Origin of the sequence: Stenotrophomonas sp. OVS01A (assembly GCF_019969775.1) — a bacterium.
Taxonomy (GTDB): Bacteria; Pseudomonadota; Gammaproteobacteria; order Xanthomonadales; family Xanthomonadaceae; genus Stenotrophomonas; species Stenotrophomonas indicatrix.
The window spans coordinates 189,365-205,204 of record NZ_JAHXYV010000005.1 but is presented as its reverse complement, the minus strand read 5'-3'; the positions used below and the strand labels follow the sequence as shown (position 1 = coordinate 205,204).

Sequence of the window (15,840 nt, the reverse complement as noted above, 5' to 3'; positions counted from 1 at the left end):
GATTCCAAGATCGATCCGCGGGAATCCGGACCCCCTCGCCGATGTCTGCTGTCTTTTCCCTTTCCAGTGCCGACACTGCCCGCCTGGCCGCAGCCGACCTGCCGCCGCGCGTGCGCGAGCTGCTGGGCGCGTTGATCGGCCTGTGCCACCAGGCCCTGACGGCACCGCTGATCCTGACCGTGGAAGCGCTGGAGCAGACCCTGCTGCATGACGCCGACCATGCCCGCAACCCGCAACAGCAGGCCGACCTGCTGGCACAGCGCGGCCAGCTGCATGCGTTCGCCGGCCACTTCAGCGACCGTATGCTCGATGCGCTGGCCGATGCGCTTGCGCGGCTTCGTGAACCGATTGCCCCGGTCGTAGCCGCCACCACGCCACCGCCCTTGCCCGGCATGCTGGGGTTGACCCTGGTCGCCGAGCATGAAGTCGACCGCGACCTGCTGCTGACCGAAATGGTGCGCCGGGAAACCCTGCGTTCGGCCAACGCCTTGAACCTGCTGGGCCAGCGCCTGGGTGTTGTTGCCGGCGCACCAGCCTTTGAAGCTGACACCCTGCCCCTGGCACCGCAGGCCCTGTGCGCGATGGTACGGAAGCTGGCCGAACAGGATGCCCTCAGCGCCGAGGTACAGATGGCGCTGTACCGCAGCTTCGAGCGGCAGGTACTGGAGCGGCTGGGCAATGTGCTCGACCGCGCCAATGCGCTGCTGGCACAGCACGGCATCCTGCCGGGCCTGGTCTACACCCCGTACCTGGCACGTTCTTCGAGCACCCGCCGGATCATCACCCAGTCGGTCGGCAGCGGCCGCAGTGGACGCCCGTCTCCGCGCGTGCCCACGCCGATGACCGGCTGGGGCGGCTCGGCACCGCCCGGCTCGTGGTCGACGTTGATGCAGGACGCCTTCGCCGATGCGGACGCGCCCGGCGCGTCGGCCGGCATGACGGTACCGGCCAGCAGCGTGCTGCACGAGATGCTGCAACAGGCGCGGCAGACCCCGCAGCCAGCGGCCGATCCAGCGGCCCTGCCCAGTGCAGCGGTTGATGCCGTGCTCGCGCGCCTGCAGGGGCAGGCCAGCGCCGCCAGCGCCATGACCGATCTGCAGGCCGCCGTGGTCGCCCAGCTGCGCAGCGAACATGGCGCGCAGGCCAGCCTTGGCAGCCACGACCGCGACAACCTCGATCTGCTGCGTCTGCTGCTGCAGCAGGTGCAGCAGCAGCAACGGCCGGACCCGGTGCCAGCCGCCCTGCTCGCGCGCCTGCAGGTACCGCTGGCGCGCGCAGCGATGGCCGACCCGGGCTTCTTCGTGCGCGACGAACATCCGGCACGCGAACTGCTCAACCATGTCGCTGAAGCCGGCGCCAGCTGGCTCGGCGATGACGATGTCGATCCGCAGCTGCTGCAGCGACTGGCGCAGAGCGTGCAGGGCCTGCTCGGCCAGGATGCACGCACGCCCGAGGCCTTTGCCGCCGCCAACGACGAGATACAGCAGCACCAGCGCGCCGCCGCGCACCGCGCCGAGCTGGCCGAGCGCCGTCACGTGGAAGCCGCACGCGGCAAGGAGCGGCTGGAACTTGCGCGACGCCAGGCCAATGCGCAGATCGACCAGTGCTGCGATACGCAGGAGCCGCCGCGCTTCGTACAGACACTGCTGCGCCAGGCGTGGGCAGATGCATTGACGCTGACCCGCCTGCGCCACGGCGATGATTCTCCGCAATGGCAGGAGCGCCTGCAGCAGACCGAACGCATCGCGGCGATCACTGCCGAGGCCGCCAGCGAAAGCAGCGCGACCGACGCTGCGCTGGCTGCCGAGGTTGAATCGGCCCTGCTGCAGGTGGGCTACCACGCAGAGGAGGCGGCTGCCGTCGCGCGCCGCCTGTCCACGCCGGGTGGCGAAGACGAAAGCACCTCGCGCACCGAGCTCAGTGCACGCCTGAAGGCCCGTGCACGGCTGGGCGAACACACCGGCGCACAGGCCCCGGCAAGCGATGCGGCACCACGCAGCGAGGCCGAGGAGGCCAGTTACCAGCAGCTGTGCGCGCTGCCCTTCGGCAGCTGGTTCGATATCGACGATGGCGAAGGCGCGCTGCGCCGCCAGCGCCTGTCCTGGTACAGCCTGCTGACCGGTCATGTGCTGCTGGTCAACGCGCGTGGGCAGAAGATCGGCGAAACCACCCTGGATGCCCTCGCCCGGCAGATGGCCGCCGGACGCGCGCAACTGGTCACCGAAGACAAGGGCCGTCTGGTCGACCGCGCCTGGCAGGCCAGCCTGAGCGCACTGCGCACTCTGGCCGGACGTCGCCCGCAGGAGTCCAAGGCATGAGTACGCAACCGCCCGTTGATACCCGCCGCGCGCCGCGCCGGCAGGTGTCCGATCTGGTACCGGTGACCGACCAGATGCGCGACAGCGTGGTCGGCCGGCTTGGCAACGTGTCCGAGACCGGCATGCTGATGCTGGCCAGCGCCGCGCTGCGCGACGACGCGCTGTATCAGTTGCGCTTCCCGTTGCCATTGGCCGATGGCCGCAGCGAGTGGATCGACGTCGGCGTACACCTGCTGTGGAGCGAACCGGCGCATGCCCCCGGCCAGAGCTGGGCAGGCTTCCGCTTCCTGACCCTGTCACGCGAGCATCGGCAGCTGCTGCGCCGGTGGATCGGCGAAGACAGCGACGAGGCACCGGTTTCGACGGGCTGAGTGCCGGTTCCGGCACAGCGGATTGCGTCGGTATCCGGCAGAATCTAGGGCCGTTTTCCGTGTCGAGCCACCGCAATGATCCAGCAAGACCCCGGCGCCCTGTATCCCGACCACCTGGCCGTGCTGTGCCGACGCGCCGAGCAGGCGCTGGCACGCGGCGGCTTCGACCACTTGGTGGTGCCCAGCGGCACCCTGCACTACCAGGTCTTCGACGATCGTGACTATCCGTACGCGGTCAACCCGCAGTTCAAGGCCTGGCTGCCGCTGACCCGTGTACCCAACAGCTGGATCGTGTTCACCCCGGGCAAGCGTCCGGCGGTGATCTTCCACCAGCCGTTCGACTACTGGCATGTGGTGCCGGATGCACCGAGCGGCTGGTGGGTCGAGCACTTCGACATCCATATCATCCGCACGCCGGACGAAGCGCTGGCACTGCTGCCGCCCGACCCGGCGCGCTGCGCGATCCTGGGTGAGCCGCAGAGCGCGCTGGGCGCGTATGTGCCCAACAATCCGGCGCCGGTGGTGAACTACCTGGAATGGCACCGCGGCAGCAAGACGCCGTACGAAATCGCCCTGATGCGCCAGGCGCAGGTGTTCGGCGTGCGCGGCCATCGCGCGGCCGAAGCGGCGTTCCGCAACGGCGCCGACGAATTCAGCATCCACATGGCGTACTGCCAGGCCGTGGGCCAGGACGCCACCGAGCTGCCGTACGGCAACATCGTGGCCTTGAACGAGCATGCGGCGGTGCTGCATTACACCGAACTGGGCCGCAAGGCACCGCAGCCGCTGCGCAGCTTCCTGATCGATGCCGGCGCCAGCGCGCACGGCTATGCCAGCGACATCACCCGCACCTACGCCGCCGCCGGCCATGACGAGTTCGCGGCGATGATCGAAGCGGTCGATGCCGCGCAGCAGACGATGTGCGCGGCCGTGCGCCCGGGCTTCGACTACAAGCAGCTGCACGTGGATGCGCACCTGTCGCTGATGGGCGTGCTGAAGGACTTCGGCGTGATCAAGGTATCGCCACAGACTGCGCTGGAAACCGGCGTCAGCGCCGCGTTCTTCCCGCATGGCATCGGCCACCTGATCGGCCTGCAGGTGCATGACGTGGCCGGTTTCGCGGCCAGCGATGAGGGCGGCCGCATCGAGCGGCCTGCCGGCCATCCGTACCTGCGCCTGACCCGCGTGCTGGAGCCGGGCATGGTGGTGACGATCGAGCCTGGCCTGTACTTCATCGACATGCTGTTGAACGAAGTGAAGGCCGCCGGTCATGGCGATGCGATCAACTGGGAGCGTGTGGACTTCTTCCGTCCGTACGGCGGCATCCGCATTGAAGACGAAGTGCTTTGCACTGATGGCGAGGCGGACAACCTGACGCGCCCGGTGTTTGCGGCGGCCAACGGCTGAGCCCCTCGTGGTTGGATGCTGAAATCAAAAGCCGCGGTTGGCGGGGCGGGTGGGCCATGCAGGGGACGCTGCAAGTACGTCCCTGTAAGCTCGATGGCGCCATCCATGGCGCCAACGCCCCTGCATGGCCCACCCGCCCCACCTTTGACAGTTCCTTGCGCGCGTCCAACCACGGAAAAGAAAAAAGAAAAGCAGAAGCGGGTCGCTTGCTGCGCTCGCTCCGTGTCGACCAAGGTCGACACCTACCAATAGTCCCGCGTGCCGACAACCGCCGTTACCAACAGCCGCGGGAAACTGTCGAAGGCGGGGTACTGTGGGTTTGCGGGGTGTGAGCGGCATGGATGCCGCGACCAAGCCTACAAGGACGTACTTGCGGCGGCCCCGCAAACCCACAGTACCCCGCCATCCCACGGAATGCCGCTGTTGCTGTTGCTGTTGCTGTTGCTGTTGCTCTGGCTTGTAGCGGGTGCAGGGCTGCAAGCCCTGCAGAAACACCCTTACCCCGCCATCAACGCTTCGATCTCGTCGGCGCTGCGCTCCAGCCCTTCGGTCAACACCCGATGCCCGTCGTCGGTGATCAGCACGTCATCTTCGGTACGGATGCCGATGCCGCGCCAACGCGGTTCCACCGTCGTGTCGTCCACGCCGATGTACAGCCCCGGCTCGATGGTGAAGGCCATGCCCGGCTCCAGCAGGCGCGAATCGCCGGCCAGGCGGTAGTCACCTACGTCGTGCACATCCAGCCCGATCCAGTGCCCGGTCTTGTGCCGGTAGAAGCGCTGGTACAAGCCTTCGGTGAGATTCTTTTCCAGCGTGCCCTTCAACAGGCCCAGTTGCAGCAACCCTTCGGTGAGGGTCTGCACCGCCGCCAGATGGCCCATTTCGTACGCCACGCCCGGTTTGGCCTGGGCAAGCGCCGCCGCCTGCGCGGCACCCACCAGATCATGCAGCGCGCGCTGCTCGGCGCTGAAACGACCATTGACCGGGAACGTACGGGTGATGTCACTGGCGTAGCCGCGGTACTCGGCGCCGGCATCGATCAACACCAGTTCACCGTCGCGCGAGCGCGCGTTGTTGTCGCGGTAATGCAGGATGCAGGCGTTGCGGCCGGCGCCGACGATGCTGCAGTACGCAGGCACCGCGTCGTTGGCACGGAACACCCGCTCCAGCTCGGCCTGCAGTTCGTACTCGTGGATGCCCGCCTTCGCACTCTGCATGGCCGCGCGATGCGCCAGCACACTGATGTCGGCCGCGCGCTGCATCAACGCCACCTCGGCACCGGACTTGAACAACCGCTGCTCGTGCAGCAGATGGCCCAGTTCCAGGAACTCATGCGGCGGCTGTGCGCCATGGCGCACCTGCGAACGTACGCGGTTCACCCAGCCGATCAGCTTCAGGTCGAAATCCGCATCGCGGCCGAAGTGGTAGTACACCCGCGAACGCCCTTCCAGCAGGCCCGGCAGGATGTCGTCCAGGTCGGTGATCGGGTAGGCATCGTCCATCGCGAACTGCGCCACGGCGCCTTCCTGCCCGGCGCGACCGCCATCCCAGGCTTCGCGCTCGGGATCGCGCTCGCGGCAGAACAGGATCGCTTCGCCGTGGCGACGGCCGGGAATCAGCACCAGCACCGCTTCCGGCTCCGGGAAGCCGCTCAGGTACTGGAAATCCGAATCCTGCCGGTACGGATAATGGGTATCAAGGCTGCGCACCTTCTCAGATGCCGCCGGCAGCACCAGGATCGCGTCTTCGCCCGCCATGTCCATCAACTGCCGGCGACGACGCTTGTACTCGCCGGCAGCGATGCCGGTGCGCTGCTTGATATCCATCAGTTCAGGCGCTGCCGATGGCGCGCGGCCAGCACCACGTCACCGTGCAGCAGCAGCACCGCCACGCGGATGAACTCCTCGATCTCCGACAGGGCTTCGTCGTCATCATCACCGCCCGCTTCAAAATCCTCGCTCGAGGCACGGGCCAGGCTGGCCAGGTCGTTCAGCGCCTCCTCGCCTTCTTCGGACAGGGCCGGCCGGTGGCCGCCACTGCCCAGGCCGAAGCCGCCCAGGAAGGAACGGGTCCAGCTGAACATGGCGTCCGCCTGCGCGGCCACGTCGCTGCTGTCGGTCAACAGCAGCTCGAAGGCGAAGTCCCGGTCTTCCAGCTGCTTGATGGTGGCCTCCAGCAACTGCGCCAGCGCACTGTCGGCAGCTACCTGCGGCAGATTGTCGTCGGCCAGCACGCGCGCCGGCCAATCGTTGCCAGGAGCACCACCAGCGGCCAGCCAGCCGCACAGCCCGCCATGCAGCTCGGCAGCAGTGGCGCCCAGGCCCAGTTCCTGGCTGGCGCGGGTAACGTCGTCGACGGAGGGAAGTTCGGTCATCGTGCGGCTCGTTCGGAAGGGAAACTGCGGAGCGCGCACGCGCGCGCCCGTGAGCCCGGTAGTGTAGCAATGTGTCCGCCTGCTCTCCGTAGCCGCCGGGCCCTGCTGCGACAGTGCTTGACCGCCCTGACCCGGCTTGCCTATCGTGCGGGCATGGAACCCGCCGATCCCCTTGCCCAGCTGCAGGCCTTCGCCGCCCGTGTGGAGGCGTTGCTCGACCGCAACCAGCGGCTGGCCGAGGAGAACCGCAGCCTGCGCCACCAGCAGGAACAGCTGGTGGCCGAGCGCTCGACGCTGCTGGCCAAGAATGAGCAGGCGCGTTCGCGGGTGGAAGCGATGATCACCCGGCTCAAATCCCTGGAGCAGCACACATGAGTGCCGAACCGGTCAGCGTCCGTATCCTAGACCGCGAATACACGGTCGGCGTTGGTGGCGATGAACGCGACAGCCTGATGGCGGCCGCCCGCCTGCTGGATGCGCGCATGCGCGAGATCCGCGGCAGCAACCGGATGGCCGCGGTGGACCGCATCGCGGTGCTGGCGGCACTCAACCTGGCACACGAACTGCAGCTGCTGCGCGATGAGAACGCCCGCCAGGCGGTCGCCCTGCAACAGACCCTGGCCGACCTGAACCGGCGCCTGGACCGGGCGATCGACAGCAGCACCTGAGATGGGCGCGGAATGCGCCTTCTCTTTTCTGAATTGGCACGCACTGTTGCCGACGAACGGCCTATCCAGATCACGCGCGGTAGCTATAATGGCCACGCGTTCTCTGCGGTACTCGACGGCATGTGCAAACATTCGCCTTGTCCCTTAAGAACGACACCGGGAGCGCGACAGCGCCGGGAGTGCAGGTCCGCCTTGCAGCGGGAAGCCCGATGGTTCTCCAGCGTTCCCACTTGAGCCCCCGGGTTCAAGGTCGTTTCGCATGCATCGACATTGCGGAGAATGCAATATTCCAGCAAGGGCGGCGTCTTCGGGCGTCGCCCTTGTTCTTTCCGGCACAATGACGGCTGATCCTTGCCGCACGCTGCCATGACCGACCCGCGACAGGCCCTGCGCCACGACCTGCGGCAACGCCGCCGCGACCTTTCCGCCCCCGCCCGTATCGCCGCTGCCGAATCGCTGGCCGATGCGCTGCTGGCGCTGCCGTTCGCCCCGCGCGAAGGCGCCGTGGCCGGCTACTGGGCGCTGGATGGCGAAATCGCCCTGCACCGCTGGCAACTGCAGCTTCCCGATCGCTTGACCTACTGCCTGCCGGTGCTGCACGGCGACGTGCTGCGCTTCGCGCCCTGGCGCCCCGGCCAACCGTTGACCAGCAACCGCTACGGCATTCCCGAGCCGGACATCGCCATCGAAGACACGCTGGAACCGGCGCAGATGGCCCTGGTGGTGACGCCACTGGTGGGCTTCGACGCACGGTGCCGGCGGCTGGGCATGGGAGGTGGCTGGTATGATCGCAGCTTCGCCTTCCGCCATGATCGGCCGGCGCCACCCTGGCTGGTCGGCGCGGCATTCTCGGTGCAGCAGGTCGAGTCCTTGCCGGTGGCGTCCTGGGACGTGCCGGTGGATGCGATCTGCACTGAAGCCGGCACCCTGCTCCCTTCCGCTGCCCCCGTGAACGCATGACCGCCCGCAAGCGCTACTGGCTGATGAAGTCCGAACCGGACGCTTTTTCCATCGATGACCTGGCCAAGGTCAAGGTTGAACCCTGGAACGGCGTGCGCAACTACCAGGCGCGCAATTTCATGCGCGATGGCATGCAGGTCGGTGACGGCATCCTGTTCTACCACTCCAATACCAAGGTGCCCGGCATCGTCGGCCTGGCCACGGTGGCCAGCGCGGCCTACCCGGACGACACCCAGTTCGATCCGAAATCCGACTACCACGATCCCAAGAGCACGCGCGAGAACCCGCGCTGGATGCTGGTGGACGTGGCCTTCGACCGCAAGCTGAAGCAGGTGATCGCGCTGGACGAGATCAAGCTGCATGCCGAGGAACTCGGCGAAGGCTTCCCGCTGGTTGCCAAGGGCAACCGCCTGTCCGTGTTCCCGGTGACCGCTGCGCAGTGGAAGCTGCTGCTGTCGCTGGAAAAGAAATCCTGATTCCCTGCCTGAGAGCTCTCCGCAATGTCTGAAGCCAAGCGCCTGGCCGCCGAAAAGGCCATCGAGTACGTCGAAGACGGCATGATCGTCGGTGTCGGCACCGGTTCCACCGTCGCCTATTTCATCGATGCGCTGGCCCGCATCCAGCATCGCATCAAGGGTGCGGTGTCCAGTTCCGAACAGAGCACCGCGCGCCTGAAGCAGCATGGCATCGAGGTGATCGAACTGAACCACACCGGCACCCTGTCGCTGTACGTGGATGGCGCCGACGAGTGCGATCCCGGCAAGTGCCTGATCAAGGGCGGCGGCGCTGCGCTGACCCGCGAGAAGATCATCGCCGAGGCCAGCGAGCGCTTCGTCTGCATCGTGGACCCGAGCAAGCAGGTACCGGTGCTGGGCAGGTTCCCGCTGCCGGTGGAAGTGATCCCGATGGCCCGCAGCCTGGTTGCCCGCCAGATCCGCGACATGACCGGCGGCCAGCCGACCTGGCGCGAGGGCGTGGTGACCGACAACGGCAACCAGATCCTGGACATCCACAACCTGCAGATCACCGATCCGGAAAAGCTCGAGCGTGAGCTCAACCAGCTGCCGGGCGTGGTCTGCGTCGGCCTGTTCGCACGGCGCCGTGCCGATGTGGTGATCGTCGGCGGCGAGCCGCCGATCGTGCTCTGACCCTTTCGAAGGACCCTGACGATGTCGTTGCTGCGCTCACTGCTGATGCTCCCGCTGCTGGCCCTGACCGGCTGCGCCACCGATGCTGCCCGCCACTGGGTGGAACTTGACGGTGCGCGCTATGACGTTGAACTGGCCACCAACGATGAAACCCGTGCGCGCGGGTTGATGTTCCGCGACCAGATGGCCGAGGACCACGGCATGCTGTTCGTGCATGACCGCGAGGAAATGCAGGCGTACTGGATGAAGAACACCAAGATCGCGCTGGACATCCTGTACTTCGACAGCGAGCGGCGGCTGGTGAGCCAGCAGCGCGACGTGCCGCCGTGCTCGGCCGGTGACATGTGCCCGCCCTACCCCAGCGGTGGCCCGGCACGCTTCGTGCTGGAACTCAATGCCGGCCAGGCGGAGAAGCTCAAGCTGAAGGATGGCACCGAGCTGATCTTCGGCCCGGGCATCGAGAAGTAGGGGGCGGCCGGGCAGCGCCCGGCACCCGCCGAATCAACATCAAAAGCAAGAGCTGGGTTATCGAGGCATGGTGGGGCGGTGTGGGCTTGCAGGACACCCCGTAAACCCATCCCTGGGGGCTCGTAGGCGCCATCCATGGCGCCTGCGGGCCTGCAAGCCCACACCACCCCACCTCTGACAGCTTCCTGCCGCTGTTGGTGGGTGTCGACCTTGGTCGACACGGTAGATCCACGCCATGCGTGGATGGAAGGACGGCGACGTGACGAATTCACGCCACGCTGCTTGAAACCGCCTGCGATTGCCGCCAGTCTGTGGACATGCAGGACCGGATCACACTCCCCGACTGGGATGCACTGGCCGACTTCGACGACGAGGCGCTGCCACTGCTGCCGACCGCGCTGCTGATCGCGCGCGATGAATATCCCGATCTGCAGCCGTCGACCTACGATGCGCTGGTGCAGAGCCACGTCGAGCACCTGCGCGCCGAGGTGGACAGCATCGAGCACAGCCCGCTGAAGATGGCGGCCATCAACCGGCATCTGTTCGATGAGCTGGGCTACAGCGGCGACCACCAGGAGTACTACGACCCGCGCAACAGCTACCTCAACCAGGTCTTCGAGCGCCGCCTGGGCAATCCGATCTCGCTGGCACTGGTGCAGATGGAGGTGGCGCGACGGCTGGGCATTCCGTTGGACGGCGTGTCATTCCCCGGTCATTTTCTGGTGCGCCTGCCGGTTGACGATGGCGTGCTGGTGATGGACCCGTTCAATGGGGGCCGGCCGCTGGACGTGGACGAACTGCGCGAACGCGCCAAATCACACCTGGGCGGGCAGATGCCCGACGACCAGGTGCTGGCGCAGATCCTCGATCCTGCACCGAGCCGCGCGATCCTGATCCGCATGCTGCGCAACCTGCATGGGGTCTATGCCGAGGCCAGCGAGTGGGATCGTGCCGCGCGCAGTGCCGACCGCCTGCTCAAGCTTGCCCCCGAACAGGACGATGCCCTGCGCGATCGCGGCCTGGCCTACTTGCAGCTGGACTACCTGGCCGGCGCGCGCAACGACCTGGGCCTGTACCTCAAGCGCAACCCCGAGGCCAGCGACGCGCAATGGCTGCGCGAGAAGCTGATCGACCTGGGCGGACCGGTACCGCGGCTGCATTGAGGTTGTCCGGTGTGCGGACCAACGGTCCGCACCCACAGACAGGTCCGATCAATCGATCTCGACCATCTCGAAATCGTCCTTGGTCACGCCACAATCCGGGCAGGTCCAGGTCTCGGGAATGTCTTCCCAGCGCGTGCCCGGGGCGATGCCCTCTTCTGGCAGCCCATCCGCTTCGCGGTACAGGAATCCGCAGACCACGCACATCCAGGTACGCAAGGTGGTGGGGGTGGCTTCGCTCATCGGATAATCAGGGCTGGATTCACGGGCCGCCATTGTCCCATCGCGGTCCACTCACCGGTAGCCATCGATGACTTCTGCTTCCCCGGCGCCCCGCGGCGTCTACCTGATCACCCCGGATGAACCCGATACCGCCCGCCTGCTGGCGCGCACCGCGCCGCTGCTCGCCGCCGGCGCCACCTGGCTGCAGTACCGCAACAAGACCGCCAGCGATGCCCTGCGACGGGAACAGGCCACGGCGCTGCAGGCCTTGTGCGCTGCCCACGGCGTGCCGCTGATCGTCAACGACGACCCCGAGCTTGCCCAGGCCGTCGGCGCGGCGGGCGTGCACCTGGGCGGCACCGACGGTGACATCGGCGCCGCACGCAGCCTGCTCGGCCCGGACGCCATCATCGGCGCCTCCTGCTACGACCAGCTGGCCAACGCAGAGCGTGCCGTGGCGGCCGGCGCCAGCTACGTGGCCTTCGGAGCGTTCTTCCCCACCACCACCAAGGTCACCAGCAGCCGCGCCCACCCCGACCTGCTGCGGCAAAGCGCCGCACTGGGCGTGCCGCGGGTGGCGATTGGTGGCCTGAGCCCGGACAATGTCGGTCCCATCATCGATGCCGGCGCCGACCTGCTGGCCGTGGTCAGCGGCATCTACGCCGCGCAGGACCCGGTCGCGACCCAGCGCGCCTACCTCGCCCGATTCGATACGCAGCAGTAACCCCCAGGAAACCCCATGAACCACGACCAGTCCCACGCCCTGTTCTCCCGCGCCCAGGAATTGCTGCCTGGCGGCGTCAACTCACCGGTGCGCGCGTTCAAGTCGGTCGGCGGCGAACCCTTCTTCGTCGAGCGCGCTGACGGCGCCTACCTGTACGACGTCGACGGCAACCGCTACATCGACTACGTGGGATCGTGGGGCCCGATGATCGTCGGCCACAACCACACCGCCGTACGCCAGGCGGTGAAGAAGGCGATCGACAACGGCCTGTCCTTCGGTGCGCCGTGCGCAGCGGAAGTGACCATGGCCGAGACCATCACCCGGCTGGTGCCGTCGTGCGAGATGGTGCGCATGGTCAACTCCGGTACCGAAGCCACCCTGTCGGCGATCCGCCTGGCGCGCGGTGCCACCGGCCGCAGCTGCATCGTCAAGTTCGAAGGCTGCTACCACGGCCACGGCGACTCGTTCCTGGTCAAGGCCGGCAGCGGCATGCTGACCCTGGGCGTGCCGACCTCGCCCGGCGTGCCGGCCGGCCTGAGCGAACTGACCCTGACCCTGCCCTACAACGACTTCGAGGCGGCCACCGCCCTGTTCGACGCACGCGGCAGCGAGATCGCCGGCCTGATCATCGAGCCGGTGGTGGGCAACGCCAACTGCATTCCGCCCCGCGAAGGCTACCTGCAGCACCTGCGCGCGCTGTGCACGCAGCATGGCGCGCTGCTGATCTTCGACGAAGTGATGACCGGTTTCCGCGTTGCCCTTGGCGGTGCGCAGGCGCACTACGGTATCAGCCCGGACCTGACCACCTTCGGCAAGATCATCGGCGGCGGCATGCCGGTGGGCGCCTACGGCGGCCGCCGCGAGCTGATGCAGCAGATCGCGCCCGCTGGCCCGATCTACCAGGCCGGCACGCTCAGCGGCAACCCGGTGGCGATGGCCGCCGGCCTGGCCATGCTGGAGCTGATCCAGCAGCCGGGTTTCCACGACGACCTGAGCGCGCGCGCCGCACGCCTGTGCGCGGGGCTGGAAGCTGCCGCCGCCGATGCAGGCGTAGCGGTGACCACCACCCAGGTGGGCGCGATGTTCGGGCTGTTCTTCACCGCTGAGAAGGTGGAGACCTATGCCCAGGCCACGGCCTGCGACATCCCGGCGTTCAACCGCTTCTTCCACGCGATGCTGGACCAGGGTGTGTTCCTGGCACCGTCGGCGTACGAGGCCGGCTTCCTGTCCAGCGCACACGACGATGACGTGATCGAGGCCACGCTGGCAGCGGCACGCGTGGCGTTCAAGGCGGCCAAGGGCTGAACCCCGGCCTGGTAGGTGCCGACCGTGGTCGGCACTGCCTGCCCTCATCCACGCATGGCGTGGATCTACTGGATCGACGTGCCTCATCCACGCATGGCGTGGATCTACTGGATCGATGTGCTTCATCCACGCATGGCGTGGATCTACTGGATCGATGTGCTTCATCCACGCATGGCGTGGATCTACTGAGCTGCGTCTCTGGAGTAGAGCCACGCCATGCGTGGCTGCTGCGCACTCAACCGAAGACGAACTTGCCCTTCATCATCGCGAAGTGGCCGGGGAACGAGCAGAAGAAGGTGTAATCGCCGCCCTTCTGCATGCCCTTCGTGGAAAAACGCACGCGGGCGGTCTCGCCACCACCGATCACCTTGGTGTGGGCCAGCACGCGCTTGTCGGCCTTCGGCAGGTAGCTGTCGGCCAGGGTCATGCGCATGCCTGCCATCGCCACCGGCTGGTAGTCGGCGGTGCGGGTCAGCACCCAGTTGTGGCCCATCGCGGTGGCGGCCAGCCTGCCGGTGTGGCGCAGGGTCAGGTCGATTTCGCTGCAATCGGCGGCCACCTTGATCTCCCGGCTGCTGAAGCTCATCTGGTCGGTGCTGTCGATGCTCACCGCACATACGCGCGCCATCGCCGATGGCGCCAGCATCAGCGCACCCAGCCCCACCGCTACCGTCCAAGCCTTCATCGTCGCGTCTCCTGCAGGTTCGGTGGTCATTCTAGGCAGACACCTGGCCACCCGGCTGCGACCGTGTGTCGCAGTGGTGGTCCAGGGTTTGCGCGGGGATACGGCAATGGCATGCTCGACCGATGCGGATCGATCTTCTCCTGCTCGATGTTGATGGCGTGCTGCTGCACTACCAGCGCGCACAGCGCGTGCTGCATCTGGCGCAGGCGCTGGGCGTGCCGACCGCGCACGTGCAGGCCGCGCTGTACGACGGCGGGCTCGAAGTGGCACACGACAGCGGCACGCTGGATGGCGCGCGCTATCTGGCCCAGCTGGGCGAACGGCTCGGCACAACGGTAACGCTGCAGACATGGATCGCCGCCCGGCACGCGGCCAGCCACCCGCAACACGCCGTGCTGCAACGGCTGCATGCCCTGCAGGTGCCGATGGCGGTGCTGACCAACAATGGTGCCTTGATGACGCAGGCGCTGCCGACGCTGCTGCCGGAGCTGTTTCCCAAGTTGCACGGCCGGGTGTTCTGCAGCGCGGACTTCGGCCTGCGCAAGCCTGCGCCGGAGGTGTTCCTGCGCACGCTCGCAGCCCTCGAGGTGGCACCGGCGCACACGCTGTTCGTCGATGACCTGTTCGTCAACGTGCGCGGTGCACGCGCAGCGGGCCTGCACGCGGAAACCGTGCAGGACGGGCGCGGACTGGGGAAGGTGCTGAGGCGCTACGGGGTGCGGTAGCGCCAGGCCATGCCCGACGAGCGCAGCGGAAAAGCAACGCCGGGCATGGCCCGGCGCTACCTTGGTCAATGATCAGCGCGCTGCGACGAACGCGGCAATCGCCGCACGCAGGCGCTTGAGGCCTTCCGCCACTTCTTCGTCGGTGATGTTCAGCGACGGCACGAAGCGCAGCACGTCCGGGCCAGCCTGCAGGGTCAACAGGCCCTGCTCCGCAGCGTGGTCGAGGATGGCACCGGCCTGGCCAGCGAACTCCTTGCTCAGCACCGCGCCCAGCATCAGGCCGCGACCGCGCACCTCGCTGAACACCTTGAACTCATCGTTGATGCGGGCAAAGCCATCGCGCAGCGCCTTCGACTGGCGGCTGACATTGGCCGCGATCTCGGCCGAGGCCAGCTTGCGCAGCGCCACGCGGGCGACGGCCGCGGCCAGCGGATTGCCGCCGAAGGTGGTGCCGTGGGCACCGAACTGCATGGTCTCGGCCACCTTCGGGCCGGCCAGCATCGCGCCGATCGGGAAACCACCGCCCAGTGCCTTGGCCAGGGTCACCATGTCCGGCACCACGTCATCCTGCCAATGCGCGAACAAGGTACCGGTACGGCCCATGCCAGCCTGGATCTCGTCCAGCACCAGCAGTGCGTTGTGCTGGTCGCACAGCTCGCGCACGCGCTTGAGGAAACCGGACTTGGCCGGCATCACCCCGCCCTCGCCCTGGATCGGCTCCAGCATCACCGCCGCCACGTCGCCAGCGGCCATCGCCGTTTCCAGCTGCACTTCATCGTTGAAGTCGATGTAGCGGAAGCCCCCCGGCAGCGGCTCGTAGCCTTCCTGGTACTTCGGCTGGGCGGTAGCGGTCACCGCGCCCATGGTGCGGCCGTGGAAGCTGCCGCGGAAGGTGATGATGACGCGCTTGTCGGCCGGGCGGCCCTGGCTGGAGGCCCACTTGCGGACCATCTTGATCGCCACTTCGTTGGCTTCGGCGCCGGAGTTGCACAGGAACACGCGCTCGGCGAAGCGACTGGCCTTCACCAGTTCCTCGGCCAGGTGCAGCGGCGGCGCGCTGTAGAACACGTTGCTGGTGTGCCACAGCTTGCCGGCCTGTTCGACCAGCGCGGCGACCAGGTCCGGGTCGTTGTGGCCCAGGCCGCACACGGCGATGCCCGCGGCCAGATCGATGAACTCACGGCCCTGGCTGTCCCACACGCGGGCGCCCTGGCCTCGCTCCAGCACCACCTGGCGGGGCTTGTACACCGGCAGGTAGTAGTGCGACAGGGAGATCAGCGGATCGGTAGCGGCGGTCATGGCGGT

General features: G+C 67.4%; 19 protein-coding genes and 1 other RNA gene. 15 read left to right on the top strand and 5 right to left on the bottom strand.

The genetic code is table 11. The features are described 5' to 3' along the window. Positions 1-41 precede the first annotated feature (41 nt). The 3 genes from LC407_RS16920 to pepQ all read left to right on the top strand — a co-directional run bounded on the left by LC407_RS16920 (position 42) and on the right by pepQ (position 4,096). Positions 42-2,318 carry a DUF1631 family protein gene (locus tag LC407_RS16920; protein WP_223483242.1) on the top strand — a complete coding sequence of 759 codons (2,277 nt, stop codon included), beginning with the start codon at positions 42-44 and terminating at the stop codon, positions 2,316-2,318. After that, on the top strand, positions 2,315-2,689 hold the full coding sequence (locus LC407_RS16915) for a PilZ domain-containing protein (protein WP_025874204.1): 375 nt from the start codon (positions 2,315-2,317) through the stop codon (positions 2,687-2,689). Before LC407_RS16920 ends, LC407_RS16915 begins: the two co-directional genes overlap by 4 nt. Positions 2,690-2,764: 75 nt before the next feature. After that, entirely contained in the window at positions 2,765-4,096 is a 1,332-nt protein-coding gene (gene pepQ / locus LC407_RS16910; protein WP_223483241.1) for a Xaa-Pro dipeptidase, read from the top strand. A 497-nt stretch (positions 4,097-4,593) separates the two neighbouring features. Here pepQ and LC407_RS16905 read toward each other — a convergent pair whose 3' ends face one another. Further along, the gene (locus LC407_RS16905) at positions 4,594-5,916 is read right to left on the bottom strand and encodes an aminopeptidase P N-terminal domain-containing protein (protein ID WP_099786135.1); all 1,323 of its coding nucleotides are present in this window, start codon (positions 5,914-5,916) and stop codon (positions 4,594-4,596) included. Between the two features lie 5 nt (positions 5,917-5,921). Beyond that, positions 5,922-6,470: a YecA family protein gene (locus LC407_RS16900; protein ID WP_059064996.1), complete on the bottom strand. Its 549-nt coding sequence runs from the start codon at positions 6,468-6,470 to the stop codon at positions 5,922-5,924. Positions 6,471-6,623: 153 nt separating this feature from the next. Here LC407_RS16900 and LC407_RS16895 point away from each other — a divergent pair, with 153 nt between their 5' ends. From LC407_RS16895 to LC407_RS16860, 8 genes are all read left to right on the top strand, one after another. After that, complete coding sequence (locus tag LC407_RS16895; protein WP_025874200.1) at positions 6,624-6,845, top strand: TIGR02449 family protein; 222 nt, start codon at positions 6,624-6,626, stop codon at positions 6,843-6,845. Beyond that, positions 6,842-7,138, top strand: coding sequence for a cell division protein ZapA (locus LC407_RS16890; protein WP_025874199.1), 297 nt, complete (start codon positions 6,842-6,844; stop codon positions 7,136-7,138). The genes LC407_RS16895 and LC407_RS16890 overlap by 4 nt, the downstream gene beginning before the upstream one ends. 97 nt (positions 7,139-7,235) lie before the next feature. Then, positions 7,236-7,421, top strand: a non-coding RNA gene (ssrS, locus tag LC407_RS16885) — 6S RNA. A gap of 83 nt (positions 7,422-7,504) precedes the next feature. After that, positions 7,505-8,098 (top strand): 5-formyltetrahydrofolate cyclo-ligase, encoded by a 594-nt coding sequence (locus LC407_RS16880; RefSeq protein WP_025874198.1) that lies wholly within the window; start codon positions 7,505-7,507, stop codon positions 8,096-8,098. Next, a complete protein-coding gene (locus LC407_RS16875) occupies positions 8,095-8,574 on the top strand; it encodes an EVE domain-containing protein (RefSeq protein ID WP_025874197.1) in 480 nt (159 codons plus the stop codon). The genes LC407_RS16880 and LC407_RS16875 overlap by 4 nt, the downstream gene beginning before the upstream one ends. Positions 8,575-8,598: 24 nt before the next feature. After that, positions 8,599-9,246 (top strand): ribose-5-phosphate isomerase RpiA, encoded by a 648-nt coding sequence (gene rpiA, locus LC407_RS16870; RefSeq protein ID WP_032976728.1) that lies wholly within the window; start codon positions 8,599-8,601, stop codon positions 9,244-9,246. Positions 9,247-9,267: 21 nt separating this feature from the next. After that, the gene (locus LC407_RS16865) at positions 9,268-9,714 is read left to right on the top strand and encodes a DUF192 domain-containing protein (RefSeq protein ID WP_025874195.1); all 447 of its coding nucleotides are present in this window, start codon (positions 9,268-9,270) and stop codon (positions 9,712-9,714) included. 317 nt (positions 9,715-10,031) lie between these two features. Then, positions 10,032-10,877, top strand: a complete 846-nt coding sequence (locus LC407_RS16860; RefSeq protein ID WP_025874194.1) for a SirB1 family protein — start codon at positions 10,032-10,034, stop codon at positions 10,875-10,877. 48 nt (positions 10,878-10,925) lie between these two features. On the opposite strand, the gene LC407_RS16855 is transcribed toward LC407_RS16860, so the two are convergent. Further along, complete coding sequence (locus tag LC407_RS16855; RefSeq protein ID WP_025874193.1) at positions 10,926-11,150, bottom strand: rubredoxin; 225 nt, start codon at positions 11,148-11,150, stop codon at positions 10,926-10,928. A gap of 34 nt (positions 11,151-11,184) precedes the next feature. On the opposite strand from LC407_RS16855, the gene thiE reads away from it, so the two are divergent. The 3 genes from thiE to LC407_RS20870 are packed head-to-tail and all read left to right on the top strand — an operon-like array spanning position 11,185 to position 13,314. After that, positions 11,185-11,820, top strand: a complete 636-nt coding sequence (gene thiE / locus LC407_RS16850) for a thiamine phosphate synthase (RefSeq protein WP_223483240.1) — start codon at positions 11,185-11,187, stop codon at positions 11,818-11,820. A 15-nt stretch (positions 11,821-11,835) separates the two neighbouring features. Further along, a complete protein-coding gene (hemL, locus tag LC407_RS16845) occupies positions 11,836-13,125 on the top strand; it encodes a glutamate-1-semialdehyde 2,1-aminomutase (protein ID WP_025874191.1) in 1,290 nt (429 codons plus the stop codon). A 54-nt stretch (positions 13,126-13,179) separates the two neighbouring features. Next, positions 13,180-13,314 (top strand): hypothetical protein, encoded by a 135-nt coding sequence (locus LC407_RS20870; protein WP_263292357.1) that lies wholly within the window; start codon positions 13,180-13,182, stop codon positions 13,312-13,314. A gap of 46 nt (positions 13,315-13,360) precedes the next feature. Here LC407_RS20870 and azu read toward each other — a convergent pair whose 3' ends face one another. After that, the gene (gene azu / locus LC407_RS16840) at positions 13,361-13,810 is read right to left on the bottom strand and encodes an azurin (protein WP_025874190.1); all 450 of its coding nucleotides are present in this window, start codon (positions 13,808-13,810) and stop codon (positions 13,361-13,363) included. 122 nt (positions 13,811-13,932) lie between these two features. Between azu and LC407_RS16835 the strand changes: the two genes are divergently transcribed. Continuing rightward, on the top strand, positions 13,933-14,535 hold the full coding sequence (locus tag LC407_RS16835) for an HAD-IA family hydrolase (protein WP_223483239.1): 603 nt from the start codon (positions 13,933-13,935) through the stop codon (positions 14,533-14,535). A gap of 72 nt (positions 14,536-14,607) precedes the next feature. On the opposite strand, the gene LC407_RS16830 is transcribed toward LC407_RS16835, so the two are convergent. After that, positions 14,608-15,834 (bottom strand): acetylornithine transaminase, encoded by a 1,227-nt coding sequence (locus tag LC407_RS16830; RefSeq protein ID WP_088101212.1) that lies wholly within the window; start codon positions 15,832-15,834, stop codon positions 14,608-14,610. Positions 15,835-15,840: the final 6 nt, after the last annotated feature.